Annotated in this window: 15 protein-coding genes; 6 read left to right on the top strand and 9 right to left on the bottom strand. The window is 37.4% G+C overall.

Going from position 1 to position 23,226, the window contains the following annotated elements:
* Positions 1-4 precede the first annotated feature (4 nt).
* On the bottom strand, positions 5-694 hold the full coding sequence (locus tag ACE1CA_RS23715) for an N-acetylmannosamine-6-phosphate 2-epimerase (RefSeq protein ID WP_413276715.1): 690 nt from the start codon (positions 692-694) through the stop codon (positions 5-7).
* A complete protein-coding gene (locus ACE1CA_RS23710) occupies positions 687-3,104 on the bottom strand; it encodes a hybrid sensor histidine kinase/response regulator (RefSeq protein ID WP_413276714.1) in 2,418 nt (805 codons plus the stop codon). The genes ACE1CA_RS23715 and ACE1CA_RS23710 overlap by 8 nt, the downstream gene beginning before the upstream one ends.
* Positions 3,105-3,285: 181 nt before the next feature.
* Here ACE1CA_RS23710 and cobN point away from each other — a divergent pair, with 181 nt between their 5' ends.
* The 3 genes from cobN (at position 3,286) to ACE1CA_RS23695 (ending at position 10,110) form a co-directional block, all read left to right on the top strand.
* Positions 3,286-7,092, top strand: a complete 3,807-nt coding sequence (gene cobN / locus ACE1CA_RS23705) for a cobaltochelatase subunit CobN (RefSeq protein WP_413276713.1) — start codon at positions 3,286-3,288, stop codon at positions 7,090-7,092.
* 120 nt (positions 7,093-7,212) lie between these two features.
* A complete protein-coding gene (locus ACE1CA_RS23700) occupies positions 7,213-8,685 on the top strand; it encodes a TldD/PmbA family protein (protein ID WP_413276712.1) in 1,473 nt (490 codons plus the stop codon).
* An 84-nt stretch (positions 8,686-8,769) separates the two neighbouring features.
* On the top strand, positions 8,770-10,110 hold the full coding sequence (locus ACE1CA_RS23695) for a TldD/PmbA family protein (RefSeq protein WP_413276711.1): 1,341 nt from the start codon (positions 8,770-8,772) through the stop codon (positions 10,108-10,110).
* Between the two features lie 82 nt (positions 10,111-10,192).
* On the opposite strand, the gene ACE1CA_RS23690 is transcribed toward ACE1CA_RS23695, so the two are convergent.
* The 3 genes from ACE1CA_RS23690 to ACE1CA_RS23680 form a co-directional block, all read right to left on the bottom strand.
* The gene (locus tag ACE1CA_RS23690; RefSeq protein WP_413276710.1) at positions 10,193-12,793 is read right to left on the bottom strand and encodes a GAF domain-containing sensor histidine kinase; all 2,601 of its coding nucleotides are present in this window, start codon (positions 12,791-12,793) and stop codon (positions 10,193-10,195) included.
* Between the two features lie 641 nt (positions 12,794-13,434).
* Positions 13,435-14,352 carry a DUF4351 domain-containing protein gene (locus tag ACE1CA_RS23685; RefSeq protein WP_486517505.1) on the bottom strand — a complete coding sequence of 306 codons (918 nt, stop codon included), beginning with the start codon at positions 14,350-14,352 and terminating at the stop codon, positions 13,435-13,437.
* 69 nt (positions 14,353-14,421) lie between these two features.
* Positions 14,422-15,765, bottom strand: a complete 1,344-nt coding sequence (locus ACE1CA_RS23680) for an adenylate/guanylate cyclase domain-containing protein (RefSeq protein ID WP_413276708.1) — start codon at positions 15,763-15,765, stop codon at positions 14,422-14,424.
* A 107-nt stretch (positions 15,766-15,872) separates the two neighbouring features.
* On the opposite strand from ACE1CA_RS23680, the gene ACE1CA_RS23675 reads away from it, so the two are divergent.
* A complete protein-coding gene (locus tag ACE1CA_RS23675; RefSeq protein WP_413276707.1) occupies positions 15,873-16,037 on the top strand; it encodes a hypothetical protein in 165 nt (54 codons plus the stop codon).
* A gap of 120 nt (positions 16,038-16,157) precedes the next feature.
* Positions 16,158-16,409, top strand: a complete 252-nt coding sequence (locus ACE1CA_RS23670; protein WP_413276706.1) for a hypothetical protein — start codon at positions 16,158-16,160, stop codon at positions 16,407-16,409.
* 21 nt (positions 16,410-16,430) lie between these two features.
* On the opposite strand, the gene ACE1CA_RS23665 is transcribed toward ACE1CA_RS23670, so the two are convergent.
* From ACE1CA_RS23665 to ACE1CA_RS23650, 4 genes are all read right to left on the bottom strand, one after another.
* Positions 16,431-17,528 (bottom strand): protein kinase domain-containing protein, encoded by a 1,098-nt coding sequence (locus ACE1CA_RS23665; RefSeq protein WP_413276705.1) that lies wholly within the window; start codon positions 17,526-17,528, stop codon positions 16,431-16,433.
* Positions 17,529-17,628: 100 nt separating this feature from the next.
* Complete coding sequence (locus ACE1CA_RS23660; RefSeq protein WP_413276704.1) at positions 17,629-18,462, bottom strand: SH3 domain-containing protein; 834 nt, start codon at positions 18,460-18,462, stop codon at positions 17,629-17,631.
* 150 nt (positions 18,463-18,612) lie between these two features.
* A complete protein-coding gene (locus ACE1CA_RS23655) occupies positions 18,613-19,188 on the bottom strand; it encodes a thioredoxin family protein (protein ID WP_413276703.1) in 576 nt (191 codons plus the stop codon).
* Positions 19,189-19,221: 33 nt separating this feature from the next.
* Positions 19,222-20,520 carry a hypothetical protein gene (locus tag ACE1CA_RS23650; protein WP_413276702.1) on the bottom strand — a complete coding sequence of 433 codons (1,299 nt, stop codon included), beginning with the start codon at positions 20,518-20,520 and terminating at the stop codon, positions 19,222-19,224.
* 301 nt (positions 20,521-20,821) lie between these two features.
* Between ACE1CA_RS23650 and ACE1CA_RS23645 the strand changes: the two genes are divergently transcribed.
* Complete coding sequence (locus tag ACE1CA_RS23645; protein ID WP_413276701.1) at positions 20,822-22,972, top strand: protein kinase domain-containing protein; 2,151 nt, start codon at positions 20,822-20,824, stop codon at positions 22,970-22,972.
* Positions 22,973-23,226 lie beyond the last annotated feature (254 nt).

Below are 23,226 nucleotides of genomic sequence, written 5' to 3'. Positions count from 1 at the left end.
ACCCCTAATCCCTACCCCCTAACCCCTCCAAATAAGCTTTAAGTTTGGCATCTATTCCGGTAATATCAGTGCCGACAACTACTGCGAAAGCGCCAATTTTTAGGGCTTGTTGTGCCATTTTTGGGGAGGAGATTCCGCCTTCACAAATTACGGGAACTTGGAGTTTTTGCACCATTTCTGTTAATAGTTGAAAGCCTGGGGGAGTGAGGTGTTTTGTTGCTTTTGTGTAGCCGTAAAGGGTAGTACCGACAAGATCGGCACCCGCATTTTCAGCGAAAATTGCTGCTTCTAGGGTGTCTATATCTGCCATGACTAATTTACCTAATTCTTGGTGAATTCGGGTAATGATTGTTGTTAGTTGTTCTTGATGGGGACGTTCTCTCAAGGTAGCGTCAATTGCTATGATATCTGCTCCGGCTTGGGCGATCGCTTCTGCATGAGTAAATTGCGGGGTAATATACACATCATAGCCAGGGATTTGTTGTTTCCAAAGTCCAATAATTGGGGCTGAGATTTTTTGGCGTACTGCTGTGATATGTGCTGGGGTATCGATTCTGACTGCTGCTGCGCCATTGAGTTCCGCTGCTTTTGCCATTGCTGCGATTACATAAGGATCGTGCAGGGGAGATTCTACTGGCGCTTGGCAGGAAACTATTATACTCTGTTTTAAGGGTTGTAATAAGTCTTTATTCATCTATTTTATTCGTCATTAGTAGTTCAACTTTGTGTAATAAATCTTGGGGTAAAAATGGTTTGAATAAGTAATCATTCACTCCTTTCAAGATATCTTTTGATTGCAATTTATTGATTAAAGCTAAGATTTTTACATCCTGCATTTTAGGTAAATTACGAATCTGTTCTACTATTTCTTTGCCATGAAAGTCTACGATCGCAATTAAAGGTTGCAAAATCTCTATTTGCATCATCGCTGTAGAAGCTTCTAATAACCAAACTACTTGAAATCCAGCAGCAGTTAAAATTTCACAAATTAAAGTAGCTGTTTCTTCATTATTTTCAATGACAATGATTCTTCCGGCGGGAAATTTTAAGTTTACTAATTTTCTTTCTTTATTATAGGATGATGAATTAGCTCCGGTTTTCTCGCCAATAAGATATTCTTGTTTGGGCAACCACACAGTAAAAATTGAACCGACATTAACTGTGGAGTTAACTTCAATTGTACCGTCATGAAGTTCTACTAATTGTTTAGTTAAAGCTAATCCTAATCCTGTTCCTTCATATTGACGATGGTAAGAACTATCTAATTGTTGGAATTTTTGGAAAAGCAAATGTTTTTGGTGTTCGGGAATGCCTATTCCCGTGTCTTCTACTTGCAGAACTGCTCGATCGCCTTCTCGCCAAACTCGCAAGGTTACTCTACCACCTTGGGGAGTAAATTTAATGCCATTACTTAATAAATTGTAGAGAATTTGCTGCACTCTTCTATCATCGGCTAAAAAGCGATCGTTTTTCGGATCGAGTCTCACTGCTATTGCTAATTCTACTCCTCTTTGGTTAGCTTTTAGTTTCAAGTTGTTGATTGCTTGATGTGCTAACTGTGAAAGAGAAAATTCGCTGATATTTAAAACAGTTTTCCCGGATTCTAGTTGGGATAATTCTAAAATATCGTTGATTAATTCGAGGAGATGTTCTCCGTTATCATGAATGCTTTGGAGATAATCTCTTTGTTTTTGATTTAGTTGCCCAAAAGACCATCTTAATAGAGTAGCAGATAAGCCGATTACGCAGGTTAGAGGTGTGCGTAATTCATGACTCATCGTGGCTAAAAATTCACTTTTGGCGCGATTAGCTGATTGTGCCAAAAGCATGGCATCATGTAGTTCTTGGGTGCGATCGATCACCCTTTTTTCTAAGGTTTGTTTTTGTTGTTGCACTTCGGCATAAAGTTGTGCTTGGTAAATTGCGATCGCTAAATGTTCGGCAATATGGGACAAGAAATTTTTCTCTTTTTCTTGCCATTGACGTGGTTCAAAACATTGGTGAGCAATTAATAAACCCCAAAGTTGTTCTTGAATTAAAATCGGTACAACTAATTTAGCTCTCACTTGATGAGAGCGCATTAAACTCAACAAGCAGGGATGAAAAATATAGGCAGTTTCAATATCTTTGACTGCTAAAGTAAAGCCTTTGCGATATTTTTCCCGACAGTTTGGTACATAAAAAAAACAACGTTCTTCTTCCGAAAAACCTAAGACAGAAGGTATATCATCAGAATATCTAGCTTCATAAGTAATTCGTCCCCAAATTTTGCGATCGCTTACTTCCTGCTCAAAATCCTGCTCTAATTGATGGTGATTTTCTGTTCTAATTAACTGCGCTGCTTCAGGATGTAATTCTGGTTTCATCGCTAACCTATAAAAAGATAAAATATCACTATCGTCTATCTCTAAGTTTTTAACTGAAGATAAAGGTTGCTCAAACTGATATATTAATAAGCGATCGGCTTGTAAAAAATTCCTCACTTGTTGTACAGCTGTTTCCAAAATTACAGGTAATTCTAAACTTTGCCCTATATGGGCTGTTACCTGATTCAATAATCGCTCTTGTTCTACCTGTTGTTCTAAAGCTTCATGCACAGGTTGACAAACAGAAACAAAAGGATATAACGCTTGTTCAGAAATACTTTTTCTACCTTCAAGTGTAATAATTTCTAATAAGGAAAGAGTAAATTCGCTTTGAAGATTACTATCGTTGGGACGGAGAATTTGAGTTGCTTGTTGGAGAGTTGGTTCGGCAAGGGGCTGATCTTGGAGTAAACTACTTAATTGAGCGATAAATGCTGCGATCGCTTCTGGTGCAAAAGTTAATCCTATCTGGTATAGTCTATCTTCTGGATCTTCCCATTGACCCTCTTCTAAATATTGCGTTCCCACCAGTAAACCGCTAAACTGTTCTGACACCAACAAAACAAATTTTTCTTCTATTTGTTGAGGTCTAACTGTCACGGTAGATAGCACATCTTCACTCAAAAATAGTTTAACCTCTCCGACCCTTTGTGCCATTTGCCCAAAAACGGTTCGCAGTCCATTAAAAGAGGTAAGCGATAAATTCCGACGTAAAATAAAATTTTGATGACTCAGCATTTTAGCCTTTTACATAAGGAAGCAGTAGGCTTTGCTAGATCGAACCCCGAATCATGATACTTAATGATTCATTATGGATAAAATAGATCATTTTTACCACGACTGAAGCAAGTATAAGCCGTTCCCTTAACTAATGTATAACCGAAACCTAATAAAAAACCGTAATCATTGAGGTAAAATTGTGCATCGCATAGCTGCTACTCCCGGAGGATGGAATTTTCAAGAAGAAGGAGTCATTTTCATTGAACAAACCCCTGCTCCTATTGTATTCATAACAGCTGCGGATACAGATATTCAAACTTTAGCAGCGGCTGTGGGCAAACTACCAGAAGGATTTCCTGAACTGCGAGTCGTCAATCTTTTACAATTACAGCAACAACTAAGTATTGATACTTACGCCACTCAAGTATTAGCAAAAGCTCAGATTATCATCATTCGCTTACTTGGAGGACGTTCTTACTGGTCTTATGGTTTAGAAGTGGTGCGGGAAACGGTACAACAAACAAAGGCAAAACTCATTATAATGCCAGGGGACGATCGCCCAGACCCAGATTTAATTAGTCATTCTAATATTTCCTTGGTAGGGGTAAATCAGCTATGGCGCTACTTCAATGAAGGTGGTGTAAATAACTTTGTCAATGCTTTAAAATTCGTTGTCGATATTTGCTGGGAAACAAATTATAGCCCACCACCTCCGCAGGAAGTTCCGCGAGTCGGGGTTTATCTTTGGCAATCAGAAAAATCAGAACTAGCGTACAAATACTTAAATTTATTTCCTAAAGTTGGTATTTTATTTTACCGCGCTCATTATTTAGCAGGAAATACCGCCCCTATTGATGCTTTATGTAATGTTTTAGTGACAAAAAATTTAGACCCGGTGCCAGTTTTTGTGTCTTCTTTACGAGATCCCGATGTGCAAGCTGAGTTAGAGGAATATTTTCATTCAAAAGATGGTGAATCAATTCAAGTTTTACTCAATACTACTAGCTTTTCAGTTAATAATTTTGAGCGGACAATTAACAACTTGGAATTAACTGCAAATTTCTCAGATGTTCCGGTTTTACAAGTAATTTTTAGTGGGGGAACTGAGGAACAATGGGAATCGGGTTTTCAGGGACTTTCGCCTAGAGATATGGCGATGAATGTAGCATTACCAGAAGTAGATGGAAGAGTTATTAGTCGGGTAGTTTCTTTTAAAGCGGTACAGTCTAAACATCCTAGTTTAGAAACAGATATAGTTGGATATCAACCCAATTTAGACAGGATTAATTTTGTTGCTGACTTAGCAGCGAGTTGGGTAAAGTTGCGGCAAAAAACTCCGGTTGAACGCAAGATTGCTTTAATTTTAGCTAACTATCCCACCCGTGATGGAAAGTTAGCAAATGGTGTGGGATTGGATACGCCTGCTAGTTGCGTGGAAATTCTGAAAGCTTTAGAAAATGCTGGTTATGTGGTGGGAAATTTGCCGGAAACTGGAGATGATTTAATTAATAGATTAACTGCGGGAATTACGAATGATTTGGAAGGAAAGGAGTTGCGATCGCCCAACCAAGTGCTATCTTTAACAGAATACCAAGAATATTTTGCGAATCTGCCTTTATCAGTGCAACAAAGCATAATTGAAAGATGGGGAATTGCTGAGGTTAAAGATTTTGCTATTCCGGGAATTCAATTAGGTAATATTTTTGTGGGAATTCAACCGAGTCGGGGTTATGATAGTGACCCAAGTTTAAATTATCATGCGCCAGATTTAGAACCCACTCATGATTATTTGGCGTTTTATTATTGGGTGAGAAAGTATTTTGAGGCAGATGCGATCGTTCACGTCGGAAAACATGGTAATTTGGAATGGTTGCCTGGTAAAAGTATTGCCCTTTCGAGTAATTGTTATCCCGAAGTAGCGCTAGGTGCAATTCCCCATTTTTACCCTTTTATTGTTAACGATCCAGGTGAAGGTTCGCAAGCAAAACGTCGCGCCCAAGCGGTGATAATTGACCATTTAACGCCGCCAATGACGAGGGCAGAATTATATGGAAATTTGCATAAATTAGAAAATTTAATTGATGAATATTATGAGGCGCAAAATTTAGATCCTTCTCGGTTGGGGAGGATTTGCGATCGGATTTCCCAGCTAATATTAGAAGAGAATTTGCATTTAGATTTGGGGACTGGGGACTGGGGACGTTCGGCTGAGCGCTCACGTCGAAGCCTGGGGACTGGGGAATTAACATCAATAATTCCGCAAATTGACGGTTATTTATGTACATTGAAAGAGGCGCAAATTCGGGACGGTTTACATATTTTTGGGCAATGTCCTCAAGGGCGACAATTAAGAGATTTAATCGTTGCTATTGCGAGACATCCTGGTAGTAATAGAATCGGGTTAACTCGCGCCATTGCTAAAGATTGCGGTTTGGATATTGACCCTTTAACAGATGATTTGTCATTGGTTATTAGTCATTCGTCATTTGTCAATGGTAGAGAATGTCGAACTGTGGGTGATGTGGTGGAAGTTTTGGAAGAACACGCCGCTAAATTGGTAGAAAAGTTAATCGAAAATCAAGAAAAAATGACCAATAATCGAGGAGAAATTACCGAAAAAGAGTTAACTTGGATCGGTGATTATCTACTTCCTGCGTTACAAAAAACTCAACAGGAAATCACTAACTTATTGCAAGGTTTAGATGGAAAATTTGTCCCTCCCGCACCTTCAGGCGCACCTACAAGAGGTCGCCCCGAAGTATTACCAACTGGACGCAACTTTTACTCAGTTGATATTCGCGCCATTCCCACAGAAACCGCTTGGGATATTGGTAGAAAAGCGGCAGAAGTATTAATTGAAAGATACACTCAAGAAAATGGAGAATATCCGAAAACTTTGGGTTTATCTATTTGGGGAACTTCCACAATGCGAACGGGTGGCGATGATTTAGCAGAAGCTTTAGCATTATTAGGAGTGCGTCCAATTTGGGATGGTGTGGCGCGACGAGTGGTAGATTTTGAAATATTACCAATCTCGATTTTAGGTCGTCCTCGCGTTGATGTTACCTTGCGAATTTCCGGTTTTTTCCGGGATGCTTTTCCGAATTTAATTGATTTATTTGACCAAGCAGTAACCGCAGTTGCAGGATTAAATGAATCGCCGGAAGATAACCCTTTAGCGGCAAAAGTTAAGCAAGAAACGGAAGTTTGGGTAAATGCTGGGTTGAGTGAAGAACAGGCAAAAATGCGATCGCAATTTCGCATTTTCGGTTCCAAACCCGGTGCTTATGGCGCAGGTTTACAAGGTTTAATTGAATCCCAAAATTGGCAAGATGACCAAGATTTAGCTCGTGCTTATATTAACTGGAGTAGTTACGCTTATACTAGCTCTAACAAAAATTCCCCCCCTTATCAAGGGGGGTCAGGGGGGATCTCCGCACCAGAAGCTTTTGCAGAAAGATTGCGCCAAATACAAATAGTATTACATAACCAAGATAACCGAGAACATGATTTATTAGATTCCGATGATTACTATCAATTTCAAGGCGGTTTAACCGCATCAATTCGCGCCTTAACTGGCAAAAATCCCCAAACTTATTTCGGCGATAATTCCATTCCCGAAAAACCAAAAGTTAGACAATTAAAAGCGGAAATTGCCAAAGTTTATCGTTCCCGCGTAATTAACCCAAAATGGATTGCTGGGGTAATGCGTCACGGTTACAAAGGTGCATTTGAAATGTCCGCAACAGTTGATTATTTATTTGCTTACGATGCGACAGCAAACTGTGTAGAAGATTTCATGTATCAAGGAGTAGCAGAAAATTATTTATTTAACTCAGAAGTCAAAGAATTTATTCAACAAAAAAACCCTTGGGCGTTACGAGATATGGCAGAAAGATTGTTAGAAGCAAATCAGCGAGGTTTGTGGGGAAATGTCGATCGCACTACAATAGATAAACTAAGAGCAATAGTCCATGAAGCAGAAGGAAAAATAGAAGGTAATTAATGCAGATTTCAAACTCTCCTCTTCCTATCTGTGTCCTCTGCGTCTGGAGCGGTTCCTAAAAAAAATAAATTTGTTACACTGATTAAAAGTAGGATGCCTCACCCTAAAACGAGATTACCAATGTTAGCAACCTCGATACTTTTAACTAAAGAATTGCCCAGCTTGTCATATAATCCCACACGCGATCGCTTCGATGAAAGTTGGGAAGCACCCTTAGCAACATTGCTAGGATTGGGACGTGCTGCTGGTGCAGATTTTATCGAATTCTTTTTAGAACGAGTCAATTACATTAGCTGTTTAGCAGAAGATGACGGTATTACTAGCATCTCACCTAAACTTTCCACAGGCGCAGGTGTGAGAGTTTTTCGCGGACAATCTGATTGCTATGTTAGCACCAATGACCTATCATTTTCAGGACTAAAATTAGCATTAGAAAAAGCACTTTCCATTCAAGGATTAATTCTTCCCGCCCCTAATTCTTACATCCCCGAAATTAACTTAGAATTACTCCGAGACTACGCCACCAAAAATAACAAAGATACTTGGAATTCTCAATTTAGCTCAATGCAAGAAATGGGCGAATTTTTGCTTGATGCTAACGCCAAACTCAAACAAAAAGCTAATCATATTCAATCTCGTCGCGCCGTTTATTTCCGAGATTGGCAAGAAGTTTTAGTCGCTGCAAGTGATGGAACTTTTGCCCGTGATATTCGTTTAACTCAATCGGTTGGTTACAATCTTTTCTGTGCTGATGGTGCTAATCGTTCCTCAATTGGTAAGCGTTCAGGTAATACGGGAGATGCTAATTTTTTGCGGAATTGGAATTATGAATCTGACTCGGAAGAAGTAGCAGAATCAGCCGGAAAAATGCTTTATGCTGATTATGTAGAATCGGGAACTTATCCGATTATTATGGCAAATGCTTTTGGTGGCGTAATTTTTCATGAAGCTTGCGGACATTTGCTGGAAACAACTCAAATTGAACGCAAAACTACTCCTTTCATTGATAAGAAAGGCGAAAAGATTGCTCACGAAAATTTAACTGCTTGGGATGAAGGTCGATCGCAAAATGCCTTCGGAACGATCGACATGGACGACGAAGGAATGCCTACCCAAAGAACATTATTGATCGAAAATGGCACTTTGAAAAACTTCATTGCCGATCGCGCAGGTTCCATCCGAACCGGACATCCTAGAACCGGAAGCGGAAGAAGACAAAATTACACCTATGCTGCTGCTTCTCGGATGCGAAATACTTACATTGCTCCCGGAAATTATGCTCTAGAAGACTTATTCGCTTCCGTAGATAAAGGCATTTACTGTAAGAAAATGGGCGGTGGTAGTGTCGGTTCAACAGGCGAATTTAACTTCGGAGTTGATGAAGCTTACCTGATTGAAAATGGCAAAATTACCAAACCTTTAAAAGGTGCTGTTCTCATTGGTGAAGCTCAAGAAATTATGAACAAAATCTCCATGAGTTCCAGAGATTTAACACTATCTCCTGGTTTTTGCGGTTCCATCAGTGGCAGCGTTTACGTAACAGTTGGACAACCACATATCAAGGTTGATTCTATCACCGTTGGCGGACGCTAAAAGAATTTTTGATTTGTAATTTAAGATTTTAGATTAAATCTAAAATCTTAAATTTAGTAAAGTGAATTGAACAGGGAGAAAATTGTGCCAAGTACTCAAGAAATTGCCGGATACGCTCAAGAAATCGCTCATAAATTGGGAATTAAAAAATTCGATATTTGTGGTTCTACTGTTGATAAAACCAGCGTAGAAGTATATCAAGGAGAACCGAAACAAGTTAACGCTTCTAGTCGTTCTGGTGTTATGGTTCGGGTGTGGAATGACAAGCAAACTTTAGGGGTTACTAGTACCACAGATATCGATCCTTTGGGTATTGAATTAGCTTTAAAAACTGCTTACGAAGCCAGTTTTTTTGGTGCCAAAGAAAACATTCCCGACTTTAGCCCAGAAGCAACTATTCCCATTACTCATTCATCCGAGCAAAAAGCACCCCAAGCACCCGTAGATAAACTCATTGAAACTTTATTAACAGCAGAAAAAGAGTTAATTTCTGCTCATCCTGCAATTACAAGCGTGCCTGATAATGGTTTAACTCAAAGAGATTTAGATAGATTTTATGTTAACAGTGAAGGTGCAGTAAGAAACGAATCTCACACTATTTCTTCTATCTATCTCGGTACTAAAACTGAGCAAGAAGGCAAAAAACCTCGTAGTGCTGGTGCAATTAGAATTAGCCGCAGTTTGGAAAAATTAGATGTTCAAGGTTGCTTGCAAGAAGCGGCGAAAAAAACTATCAGTCACTTAGATTATCAAAAAGTCAAAACTGGTAAGTATCAAGTAGTTTTTTCGGGTGAAGCTTTCTTGAGTTTATTATATGCTTTTTCTAACATTTTTAATGCTCAAGATATCCTCGACAAACGAAGCCTTGCTACTACTGAAACTTTGGGAACAAAAATTGCTTCTCCTTTAATTTCTCTTTGCGATGATACGTTACATCCTAGCAATGTTGGAGCAACAACTTTTGATGATGAAGGTACACCAACTCGTAAAACTTCGTTAATTAGTAATGGGGTTTTAACTGGTTTAATTCACAGTGCTGGTACTGCGAAAAGGTTAAACGCGCAACCTACAGGTAATGCTAATATCGGCGCAAAAATAACAGTTAGTCCGCACTTTTTCCATGTTTTTTCGGAAATTAAACCCGATCGAGAATTAAGCATCGAAACAGCGGATAATGTAATTTACATCGATGAATTAAAGGCTTTTCATGCGGGAGTTAAAGCTGTTCAAGGTTCTTTTTCTCTGCCTTTTGACGGTTGGATAATCAAAAATGGCGAGTTAATTAGTATCGATGCGGCGACTGTCGCGGGAGACTTTCTGCAACTTTTAAATTCCATAATTTTTGTAGAAAAAGAAGCAGAATTAACTACCAGTGGAGTGTGCCCCAAAGTTTGGGTTGATGCACTTTCAATTACTGGCGAATAAATTCGGTATGTTGTTGCGCTTCAGCGCTACTATCATTGTGGTAATAGTGCTAAAGCGCAACTACGTACTTATTTCTAAATATTTACCTTGACTGTTCTATAGGAATCTTGATAAAAAATTTACTACCCTCTCCTATATTTGACTCGCACCATAGCGCTCCTTGGTGTTTTTCTACTACAATTTGGTAGCTAATTGATAAGCCTAAACCTGTGCCTTTGCCTACTGGTTTAGTGGTGAAGAAAGCATCAAATAATCGTTTTTTAGCTTTTTCGGGTATGCCTGGGCCATTATCAGTAATGCTGATAATAATAGAATTATCATCAAAAAATCCGGTGCGAATTATAATGATAGGAGAAGAATGACTTTTGCTTCTTTTATCTTCTAAAGCATCGATCGCGTTGCTGATAATATTCATAAATACTTGATTTAATTGCCCCGCAAAACATTCTACTAAAGGGATTTTTCCGTATTCTTTAATTACTTCAATTTGGGAATTCGTACCGTTAGCTTTGAGCCGATTTTGCAAGATTAATAAAGTGCTTTCAATGCCTTCGTGAATGTCAGCAGGCTTCATTTCTGTTTGTTCAATGCGCGAGAAATTCCGCAAAGTTAAGACGATTTGGCGAATGCGATCGCTACCTACTTTCATGGAACACAGAATTTTTGGCATATCCTGCATCAAAAACTCTAAGTCAATTTCTTCCTCGCAATCTTGAATTTCTGGGCTAGGATTGGGATATGTTTTTTGGTAAAGATTGATGAGTTTTAGTAAGTCTTTGCTGTAATTATTAATATAACTTAAGTTGCCATAAATAAAGTTAACCGGATTGTTAATTTCATGGGCTACACCCGCTACTAATTGTCCTAAACTAGACATTTTTTCAGTTTGAATTAGTTGGGTTTGCGCTTGTTGTAGATCGTACAACGCTTGTTGCAAAGCTGCGGCTTTCTTTTGAGCATTAGCAGCAGCTATTTGGCTTTTTTTGTAAAGTTCTGCTTGTTGAATAGCGATCGCTAACTGTGTACTAATTTGTTGCAATAATTCTACTTCCGAATCTTGCCAAACTCTCGGTTGATTACACTCTTCAACAATCAACAATCCCCAGAGTTTGTGAGGTTTTTTCTCTGTGCTTTCTTCTCCCGTTTCCTCATTTCTAATAATCGGTACAACTAAACTAGCTTGCACCTGTAACTGCTGTAAAAATACTAAATGGCGATCGCTAATATTCGCATTAGATACATCATTAATTATCTGTACTACTTCTCCTTGATACGGGTAAGAATACTTACTCAAAAAACAACTATTACGGCTCATTTCTTGCATAATACATGAGCAATTTTCCTTAGTTTCTTGCACAAGTAACTCACCTTGCGTTCCCTCTGTAAACTGATGGATTGCTACTCGATCGGTAGCTAAAAATTTATGTACTTCCTTGACAGTTGTTTGTAAAATTGTTCTTAAATCTAAAGTGCGACGAATTTGATTACTAATTACTCTTAATAAAGATTCTCGCTCCATCGTCGCCCGACTTTGAGCATATAAACAAGCTTGATGAATCGCAATAGCTAATTGATTCGCCACTGCTTCTGCTAATTCTAAATCACTTTTTGACCAATAGCGATTATAAGCGCATTGATTAAGATAAAGAATTGCGTGCAATACATTGTTCGCTTGTACGGGAACGACTAAAGAAGATTTAATCGCCGCTTTTTGGTATTCCTCATTTTTTTCCCCAATTCTCAAATCCTGAGTAATATCATTAATTACCACTGATTGTCGATGTTGAATTACCCATTGAGTAATCGGCCCTTGGGTGTCAAAATCAGTTAGCGAAGCTGCAAAAGGTTCGCGATGCACTTCGTATAAATGCTGGCGACGATATGCTATTTGATGTGCTGTTTCCCAAAAGCTTTTTGCTTGGCTATCTGCTTCTAATGATACATTCTGTTTAGCTTCCGATTTTGCGCTGCTGACTGTTTCTACTAAATGCACTAAACAACGATCGACTTCTAACGCCTCTAACAACTGCGCGATCGCAGAATTTAAAATCGTTTCCAACTCCAAACTTTGCCTAGTTTGGCTATTAATTTGATTAATTAGTTTCTCTCTTTGCGCTTGCCTCTGACTGCGATCGTAAATTTGGGATTGGCAAATCGCAATAGATAGTTGTTGAACAATTAACTGGATAAAATCAAGCTCATCTACATTCCATTTACCCAGTTCATAACCATAGCAAGCAATTAATCCGATCGCATCTTCCTGATAGGTTTCCCTTGTGGTATCCCGATAAATAGGAATTATTAACTGCTCAAAACCTGGCTTTTCTGAATAGCTTGGTTGTGTTAGCATTTGGGCGATCGTCTCGAAAGATGCCAATATTGCCTCAGTTTTATACTTTATAAAAATTAAGTCATTGCTAACTTCCAACGCAATTTGTTCTAAACTATGCCTCGCATCACTAAATATTTCTAACGAACAATCTTCCCCTAACACTAAATTTTGTTGCTCAACTAACCACTCGCAAGTTACTTTAATTTTTTTACTATCTACCAAATACCAAAAAAAACTACAACGTTCTACATTTAATAACTTGGCAATCTCTTCTAATGCTACTTCTATAGGCGCACAATTTTGTATTCCTATTTCGGAAGCGTTCCAAATCCGCGCAATTACTTTTTGCAAGATTACACTCCTCTTATAGGATTCGTTAATCTCTGTATTGACTAACTGTTTTCCGCAGTTTAATTCACTCGATAACTTATGTACTATGGATATACAATCCACCATGATTACACCTGAGAAAGAATTGTAATTTCTACTTTTAGGTACTGCATAACTTAGTGTTACTTACAAACTAACTATTATATCCTCTTAGTTTCCGTTAATTTTTATCTTCTCTCAACTTAATCCAAGTTTTAATAATGTGTAGCTACATCATACCTTGATTTAGTTTTTTATCAATTTAATTGATTTTACTGATTTTAATTTATATTAGTTTTATAAAATGAATCAAATTTTACAAAATCTCATAGTTTTTTCTTAAGCTTTTCTATTTTCAAAAAATAAAATAAAGTTTTAGAGGAAATTCCAGAATGAACTCTCAGCCAAAAATGAGGCATAATAAGTTAAAAACCTAGTGTAAGATTGTGTTGCCAAATCGTAATAAAATTAGATTATACTTGCTGGCGATAAAGTTAGGGAAAAATCGGGATTATTTTCGACATGGCTGTGACGATCGCACTTTCACCCTTCATCAAACTAAGTTGTTTTAGATTGTGCGATCGCATCTTAGCTAAATTTATTTCATTCTCCAACCCAAAAATTTACTTTAAATTCTGCAACCAAGTAGTTAAATCTGCTGGCGATGTAAAATCCAACAACGCTTCCGCTAATTCCTCCAATTGAGAAAGAGATAAAATACAAATTCTGTCTTCTGTACTAACTGGAATTTCTCCTACTCTCCGCCTAAGCAAACGCAGAGTTTGCAGAAGTGCGTGCTGTTTTTGTCCTTGTTCTAAACCCTGTTGTAAACCCTGTTGTAAACCCTGTTGTAAACCCTGTTGTAAACCCTGTTGTAAACCCTGTTGTAAACCTCGCTGTACGCCTTTTTCAATTATGTGTTTGTAAAATGAAGATTCTTCCATATTATCCTCCCGAAATAACTGACTTATCAGATTTGGTTTATACAGTAATCCTGCCATTAATGCGGTGCAAGCTAATATTTCTTTTCGCTGTGTTGGGTCTTCTATTAATTTTATCCTTTGTGATACTTCCTGTAACAATTCTATTGGTGAATTGCTGCGAGTTAAAGGTGCTAAGGGTAGTAAAGTTGGTTCTCCTAAAAATAGTTCCGACTCTTCTTCCCATAATCTCATTATTCGATAGGAATGAATTGTGTTTGCTTCTTCAAATCGGTTTATGAAAACTAAGGGTGAATTGGTCGGTTCTAGGAAAATTACTACCTGCTCTATTCTACATCTATATTTTCCATAGAGGCGCACCCAATAGTTGAGCATTCGTTCGGGAATTGGTGGATCTGAATAAGGTAATTTTTCAAATTCTAGATGCAGGATAGTGTTACCGAATTGTAGTAAAATTAATGAATCGGCTCTGATTGGTTCAGCAGGTAATTCGGTTTTAAGGATTTCGACCTTGGTGAATTTCTCATTGGGTAATAACCAGCGAACAAAGCTGGCAGGATTTTGAGAGGCGATGTACTTGCAGGTGTTGTCGTAAGCCAAGGTTTTCTATTTGACAAGGAGTAGCTTATGGTTGTTTATATTCTACTTTATTATTTGTTATCGATCGAATTAATTTTGCAAAATTGTTGTTTCGGAAATTTTACTTTTTAGTAAGTATGTTTTCATGTTTCCTCTACCTTTGACATGAATGATTCCCCGTTCTACGAAAACGTAATGATTTTTTAGTAATTCATAAGTTTCGCTGGTAACTTGAATGCTGCCTGGTATGCCGTGAGATTCCATGCGACTAGCAATATTTACTGTGTCTCCCCAGAGGTCATAAATAAACTTTTTCAAACCAATTACTCCGGCAACTACCGGGCCTGTATTAATGCCAATTCTAATTTGAAATTTTTGATTGTTTTCAGTATTAAATTTGGCTAATTCTTGCTGCATATCTAAAGCCATATTTGCGATCGCAATTGCATGATCTTGCCGAGGCGTTGGTAATCCAGAAACTACCATGTAAGCATCACCAATAGTTTTAATTTTTTCTAAATCATGTTTTTCAGCTAATTGGTCAAACAGTGAGAAAATTTTATTAAGTAATTCCACCATTTCTGTAGGGGGAATTTTTGCTGATAACTCAGTAAAACCAACGATATCAGCAAATAAAACTGAAGCTTCGCTAAAATGTTCGGCTAAGGTTCCAGTAGATTGTTTGAGACGGTGTGCGATCGATTGGGGTAAAATATTGAGTAATAAACGTTCTGATTGTTCTTGCTCAATTGCTAGTTGCTGATAAGCTAGTTCCATTTGATAACGAGTTCTAAACTCGGAACGCTGCAACCGTTCATATAAATAAACTGACAAATCGCAAACAAAACAAACCCAAAACATATACAAAAATAATAAGGAATTATTCATCCAAGTTGTAGGCATTGTAGCAGCTTTGTCTAAAACAAACTGAATCCCCACATAGTAAATAAAAACTCCCAATTGGGTTGTCAAATGCAACTGCCAATACACAGGAATTAAGGTAGCCATGCCAAAAAAAGTTAAAGGCCATCCCAAAATATCGGCTTCGATTTTACCTGCAAAAACAGTATTTATTATTATTGGAATTAAGGTGACAGACCAAGCAAAAATAAGAAAAATTACGCTAGGATAGCGCTGAAAAAATTTAGTTTTTAGTAGGATAAAACAAACTAACAAGCTTAATTCCTCGATTATATAAATTACGAGAATTAAAGCTTCAAAGTATTCCCGACTAAAGAAAAAATCTCTAATTTCTAAGGCAATAAAAGTTAACAATCCGATTAAAGCAAGTTGCAAATTTAACTGCAACCGCTTGTAGAGAAACTTTCGTCGCCATTTTTGGTAATCAGCTGCTTCCACCTGAGTCTGTGCTTGGTGTCTTAGCAGATTTTGGATTAGAGAAGCTAATCGATTTTTGTTTAGTAATTGCCACATCCTGATTGCTAAATCCAAGTTGAAGCTAAATTTAAGACCATCATAGGCTATGAATTGGGATAATTAAGTGTTTACTTTGGGTCAATTGTTGCGAAATTCAAAGGATTATGGGTGAAAATTTAGGTAATAAGGCAATTACTTGGCTTTATCTTTCTAGGGAAAGTGTGACAGTTTATAAATTGTCTACTTCGAGGTGCGATCGCCCAAACCAGCAAAAAGCAATTATTATTTCTATACAAGGTTACAATTCCTGCTATTTGCAGAAACTCTAGCTAAGAGTAAAGCCAGCTTGCTATTCAGTCAAACCAAAGAGTGACACATCGCGTTCAGAAAAAAGCAAATAAATTTTTTATTTTGAAACTAAGGATCAGCAACGAAGCGAGCAATTAACTATGCAAAAAGATATCAATTTACCAATGGCGGCTGTAATCAACGATATAGAAGCTTTAATTACAGAAATAGATGAAAATCCTCAAATCTCCTCTTGGGTAATTAGATTAGTACTGAAAGCAATTAAAGAAAAAGCTTGGAAAATGGTGTTAGAGAATCCAGTTGATATTACTAGTCTCAATCAAACACCTGTTTTTGATGTATTGACTAATACTTCAGCAATTACTACTTCAAAAATTAGAAGTTTAAGATGAAAGTTAATCGTAATTAATCCCTTAAGAACCAGATTGATTTTTGGGTGTTTTAGGGTCAAACTGAGATTTGACTTCCTCTAAATCTAGGTCGATCTGGTTTTTTAGTTTTCCGGTTCCTAGAAATTGCGATCGCAGTTCTTCTAATTCGCGATCGACTTGACTTTTTGCTGAATTGTTTTTTGTATTAATAGGAGGTGAAGGTAAAGGATTTTTTGCCGGAGGTTGGCTGGGTGTTCCTGAAACTGGTGAGTTTAAATCTTTGAGAACTTCGGCGGCTGATTGATAACGTTTATTGATAGCAATTTCTAGCATTTTATCTAAAATTCTAGACATGGAATTGCTAATTGGATGTGGCAAAAATTGCTGCCAAATCCAGGTATCTTCTTCCAAATTATATAGGTCAAAAGGTGACATTGCTGTTAACAAATGAATACAAGTGGCACCTAAACTATAAATATCGCTGGAGAAAACGGCTTTACCACGATACTGTTCTGGTGCTACATATTGCGGGCTACCAATACTAGTTCCAGTTTTTTGTAAATTGCTATTAACATTAGCTTTAGCTGCACCAAAATCTACTAAAAACAACTTGTTATCGCTAGTTCTCCTAATAATATTATCCGGCTTAACATCACGATGAATTACTCCGTGACTATGAACAAATTCCAAGATAGGCAATAAATCATTTAACAATTGACGAATTTGTACTTCATTAAAAGTACCTTTGTGGATTAATTCTTGAGATAAAGTTTGTCCATCAATAAATTGTTGAATTAAATATTGGCGATTATCTTGAGTGAAGTAAGCTAGTAGTTCTGGAATTTGAAGATGTTTACCTAATTCATCCAATTGTACTGCTTCTTGATTGAATAATTCTGCGGCTTTTTGGGAATTATTTGTGCCTTGGGCTAAAGGAAAAAATTGTTTAATTACACAACTAGGTTTGGAAGGTTTATCTTCATCGATCGCTAAAAATGTTCTTCCGAAACCTCCTTGACCAATAGGTTTAATTGCTCGATAACGTTCTCTTAGCAAGAGTTTTGCACCGCAGGTAACACAAAAGTTTGTAGTTTCGGAGTTTTGCGGATGCGAACAATTAGGGTTTAGACAGTAACTCATAGTAATTTACCAAACAACTTGAAGTATTATATAGTTTATTAGCTGACTATGTTTGTGTCAAATGCGCGATCGCGTTCTCACACTTTTATTTTAAAATTTTCTAATCTCTTTGTCCTACTGATAAATAACGTAATCGCCATTGTCCATTAAACCGGGCAAAACTAAGACGATAATCTCTTGGTTCATAATAAACAAACTGATTTTGTACCCAACCTTTTTTATTATTTCTAAAAATCACTGGAGTCCACCCATCAAATTGGTTGACTAGTTCTCGTTCTGCTTCTGATAAATTTTGGTAAGTTTCCGAATCAAATTGGAGTAATTCTTTAGAAACTATTGCTATTATGGGTGAATTAATTTTAGCTTCTGCACGAATGTTGACGCGATCGGTAATAACTGCAACTTGAGTTTGCCAATCAGAATCATAAATTGGTTTACCGAAAGTTTTGGGACAAACCCAAATTTCGTTTTCGGTTTCTTGCTGAGTTATTCTAATAGTAACTTCCAACGAACAGCCAGCGTTAACAACTTTTTCCATTTGTTGCCAGAAAGGAGAATTTTTATCTTCTAAATCATAGTTTTCTAACCTTAATGGTTGACCTAAGTTCGATTGAGTTTGCGGAATCACAAGGGCACGAATAAAAGTTTCATCGTGACGCTTGACTGCACTTAAAAGAGATTGCCGAAATAGGGAAAAATCTATTTTGCTAGATAGAGGATTATTAACTAAGGTATTTTTATTTTGACTAGAACTACCTGATTTTTGCAAATTTAAATCTTTTGGTAAAGAGTTATTTTCCCATGATTTTGCAGAGAAAATTTGAGTTTTTAATGCAGATTGTCTATCATTTAAATAGGCAATAGTTGCTAAAGTAGAACCTGCGATCGCGCCAAGGACTATCATAATAAACATCAATATATGTGGAAATCTCATACCAGTTCCTCTGCAAATCAATTATCTGAGGGAAGATAGTTACCCTGATTGATACTATTTTATACTTTCGGTGCTTCCTGAAACAGCAAGAAACCCGTCTGGAAAAAAACGGGTTTTACATAACTCAATATAATAACCTAATGATTAGCTTTAGTAACTTGGCGCGTTACCAGCTTTCCACTTAATATTACAACCGACGCTGGGTTTTTGCTCTTGATTGACAGGTTGATTATTTAATACTGCATCCACAGCAGCACGTAAATCTTTACCTGTCACAGGAATTCCGTTACTAGGGCGACTATCATCCAATTGACCGCGATAAACTAATTGTCTATTGCGATCGAAGAGGAAAAAGTCAGGAGTACAAGCGGCAGTATATGCTTTAGCAACTTCCTGAGTTTCATCATAACAGAAAGGAAAAGTAAACCCAAGTTCTAAAGCCATTTCTTTGAGTTTTTCCGGTGCATCATTAGGGTAATTTTTGGCATCATTAGCACTGATAGCAACTATTCCCAAACTCTGATTTTTGTAATCTTTCCCTAATTGTGCCAATTCATCTTTAATATGTTTGACGAAAGGACAATGGCGACAAATAAACATCACTAATAATGCTTCCTTGTCAGCGAAGGTTGCCAGGGAAATTTTCTCATTGGATACTACATCTGGTAGTTGAAAATCGGGTGCTTTAGTATCCAATGCCAACATTGTTGAAGGTGTTAACGCCATGATTGCAACTGCCTTTAGTAGAAGTGTTTATTATTAAGATATCAGATGATCTGATTTTTTCTTGCTAAGTTGGCGTTTCATTTGCCAACCAAGGCCAAAAGCAGCAAAACTTAATAAGCTAAAAGTAAAAGTAGGTTCAGGGACAGATTTAGAATCGGGTGTTAGTAGAAAACTAGCGAATTTACCATTGAGATAACCATTGCCAACTATTTGTCCTTTATTATTAATTTTTAAGGCAGAAGTTAGTTGCCAACCTAAATTAGGATCGATAAAGTTGTTGAGATTGTATATACTATTTTCTTCCCAAATAACAGCAGACGTTAAATTGGATTTAGAACCGGAAGCACCTACTATTTGACCTAAGTTATTAATACTATTTGCCTTGCTGTAATTATCTCCAAGAGTGCCTAAATCAGTCCCGACTGGATTTTGTTCTGGGTCATTCCACAACAGCCCATGTATGATGGAAACCGAAGAATAAATATCTTGTTGGTTATAAATCATACTTCCTGAACCAACTACTTGACCTCGATCGTTAATAGATGAAGATGAAATTTGTAATGAGATAAAAGATGTATAGTTTTTAGTAAATTCTGTAGAATATAATGAAGTAAATCTACCATTGTTGTAAAAGTAAGTGTTTGTAGTACCTGCACCAGCAAAATCTTCAATTACTTGACCAGAATTGTTAAGTGCCATTCTAGGAATATACCTACTAGAACGCAAATTGGTAAATGTACCGTCAACATTCCTCAATAAACCATTAGCGCCATAACGCAACGATTGAGGAATTGGCAATCCAGCTAAAGCAATTTGTCCAGCATCATTTATATCATAGGGAATTGAATAATTGCAAAGAGTTCCACTACTTGTACAAAAGTTAACTGGAGGTGTATCTATTTTTCTAATATTGCTAGTACCATCGGAAACAAAAGCCTGTTCCCCTATTATATTATCTCCCCAATAACCAACTATTTTACCTTGATTATTAATGGCAGTCAGTTTAATAATTCCGGGATTTTCACTAATATTACGAATTAGTCGATCGATCTCTGCTTCAGGAAAAAAATTAGGATAATCGGTTTTACTAAATAGTTCATAGATTAGGTTATAAAAATCAGTTTTACTAATTAAGCTATGAAAATCTATGAGAGTTCCATTAGTCCATAAATAGTTTTGTCCCACTATTTGACCATTATCATTAATATCTGAGGGAGTGAAAGGTAATTCAGTAATGGAATAAAAGGAAGCTGCGCCAGCAGAAAGAGTGGTGGCGAAAAAGATTAACGAACTACTAGCAGTAGTTAAAGAGAGTTTTTTTAAATTTAACATGGGAGTAAAATAATATTTGTAAACAGAATTTTCCCACTGTTGAGTTACTAACTTTGTGGGAACTTAATGTGAGTTTATTTAATGGAAGATTAGCGATCGTCAACCATTTTTACACCTGTCTCAAGGTGAGTAAATAAAAAGAAAACCCATTTTCCGTATAATCAAGTAAAAACGGTAACGCAACTAAGTTTGAGATTATCAGCTAAAAAACTGGCAAAATTGAATAATTACAATGCGTACTTAACTGAGCTAATCTGGATGAGATAAGTTAAAATCTAACAGCCCAGCTTGAAACTTAGGTATGATGCCGATTTATTGCTCTAAGGGACACGAAAACGCTAATACTAATCTTTATTGTCAACAGTGTGGGGAGAAGCTGGAGCAACCTGTTGTTAAAGGTGTTTATCCGGGGTTGCTGCTGGGCGATCGCTATCGAATCGTCCGCCAACTGGGACAAGGTGGGTTTGGGCGTAGTTATTTGGCGGAAGACTCTAACCGCTTCAATGAACTTTGTGTTCTCAAGGAGTTCGCCCCCCAAGTTCAAGGTACTTACGCACTACAAAAAGCTGTAGAATTGTTTGAAAGAGAAGCAGGCACTCTCTACAAATTACAACATCCGCAAATCCCCAAGTTTCGAGAATTATTTCGGGCAAAAATTCAGGATGAAGGGCATTTGTTCTTAGTTCAAGATTATATTGAAGGGGAAACTTATCGTGCTTTATTGGATGGGAGGAAACGCCAAAAGCAGAAATTCACAGAACCAGAAGTTAAACAATTAATGTTGCAACTTTTGCCAGTTTTGGAATATATTCACAGCTTGGGTGTAATTCACCGTGATATTTCTCCTGATAACATCATTTTGAGAAATTCTGATAAATTGCCAGTATTAATTGATTTTGGGGGAGTGAAAGAAGTATCTGCAAATGCTGAATCTCAGTTTACCCAAGCATCGCCCAATGTTGCGCCTTCTTATGCTACTCGATTAGGTAAAATTGGTTATGCACCCCACGAACAAATGCAGGTTGGGTTAGTTTATCCGCACAGCGATCTATATGCTTTAGCGGCGACTGTTTTGGTGTTATTAACTGGTAAGGAACCCCAACAATTAATCGATCCGAATAATATGACTTGGGACTGGCGGAGGGAAGTAAATATTAGTCCCAGTTTTGGTATGACTTTAGATAAAATGTTAGCTCATCGTCCGAGCGATCGCTATCAAAATGCTCGGAAAGTTTTTCAAATTTTGGCAGGTAATACAAATCCGGTTATTCCTGTTACCCAAACACCAAATTATGCGACAATTCAAAATACTGTAGCAGTGGCACCAGCAGCAACTCAACCAGCAACAATTCCTGCTACTAACAGGAATCAAAGTAGTAGTTCGAGTGGTTGTTTAGGGAGAATTTTGACTACAGGTTTATTAATTGCGCTCGCCATTGGCATAGGTTTAGCAATTAGCAATAGTAACTTATTTAAAAAGAGTAGAAAACCGCCTCGTCCACCTGTAGAACAACCAACAGAAACAATACAACCTGAACCTCCGATTTCTAAACTTTCTCCTCAAGAACTAGCGAGAAAAAATGCGTTGCGCGATCGTCGTCAAGCTTTAGGTATCGATTATAATTTCTTTTTAAATTTAGTCAATGAGACATTTTGGCAAAGAAATCCAAGTCAGCGAGGAAAGATTTTAAGTGATGAACCGAAAGACGAACAATTGAGGACACAATGGGATAGAATTGCTTCTGAATGGTTGGATAAATTGGGATTTTTAAGTAGCGAATCTCGTCGCCGTTTGGGAAGTTATACGGTAAACGATCGCTTGCAATGGAAAGCAGAAGTAAATAATAAAAAACTTAGCAGTCGCGCCCTTTACGACCTTACGGACGGGGAATTTTTCTCCAGATTTCCCGAACAACAAGGGAAAAATTTTATTGATAAACCGATTGGACAAGTTTGGCAAGCAATAGCTTTTGATAAAGTTAATGCGATTAAATATGGTAATGCTTTGCAAAGAATCGTATTTCCTCAAGGGGAAATAGGCGATCGCGTTAGCGGTACACTCAAACCAGGAGAAGGAAAAGCTTACATTGCTGGACTTGCTGCTGGGCAAATTATGAACGTAAAACTGCAAGCAGAGAGCAAAGTTTTATTTTCAGTTTATCCGCCAACAAGCGAACAACCAGCATTATTAGAAGATACAACCAAACGCACTTGGTCAGGCACACTTTCCCAAGGTGGTTTTTATGAATTTGTAGTGGTTTCTAAAGCAGAAAAACCAGTTGATTATCAAATCACTTTAACAGCGGAAACTCCCCCACCACCAGAACCAACCCCAACTTCCACACCCACAGAAATACCAACTCCTATACCAACAGAAACACCGACAGCAGAACCTACACCAACAGAAACTAATTCATTGCCTCCTAGCGAAACACCAATAACTAATCCGTAAGCAAATCTTTAGGTTTTAATAACTAACTTATTGAAATTCAGCTAAGAAAAGACTTGTGAAAAACTCAGATGTTAGCGTATAATGCGCGGGGGAATAAATTCAACCAATTTAGGTGAAACGACCCAGGATAATTGAAATTTTAAGCGATCGCTCCGCTTAAAAAAGCTCCTCATACTTCACACTAGGCTGGCTAATCATTAGCCCTAATTCTTTACAGCAAAAAAACACAAAAACTAGGAGTAATTATGCGTTTT

Source organism: Floridaenema evergladense BLCC-F167 (genome assembly GCF_041929205.2).
In the GTDB taxonomy this organism is placed as follows: Bacteria; Cyanobacteriota; Cyanobacteriia; order Cyanobacteriales; family Aerosakkonemataceae; genus Floridanema; species Floridanema evergladense.
This window is presented reverse-complemented; position numbering and strand designations above follow the sequence as displayed.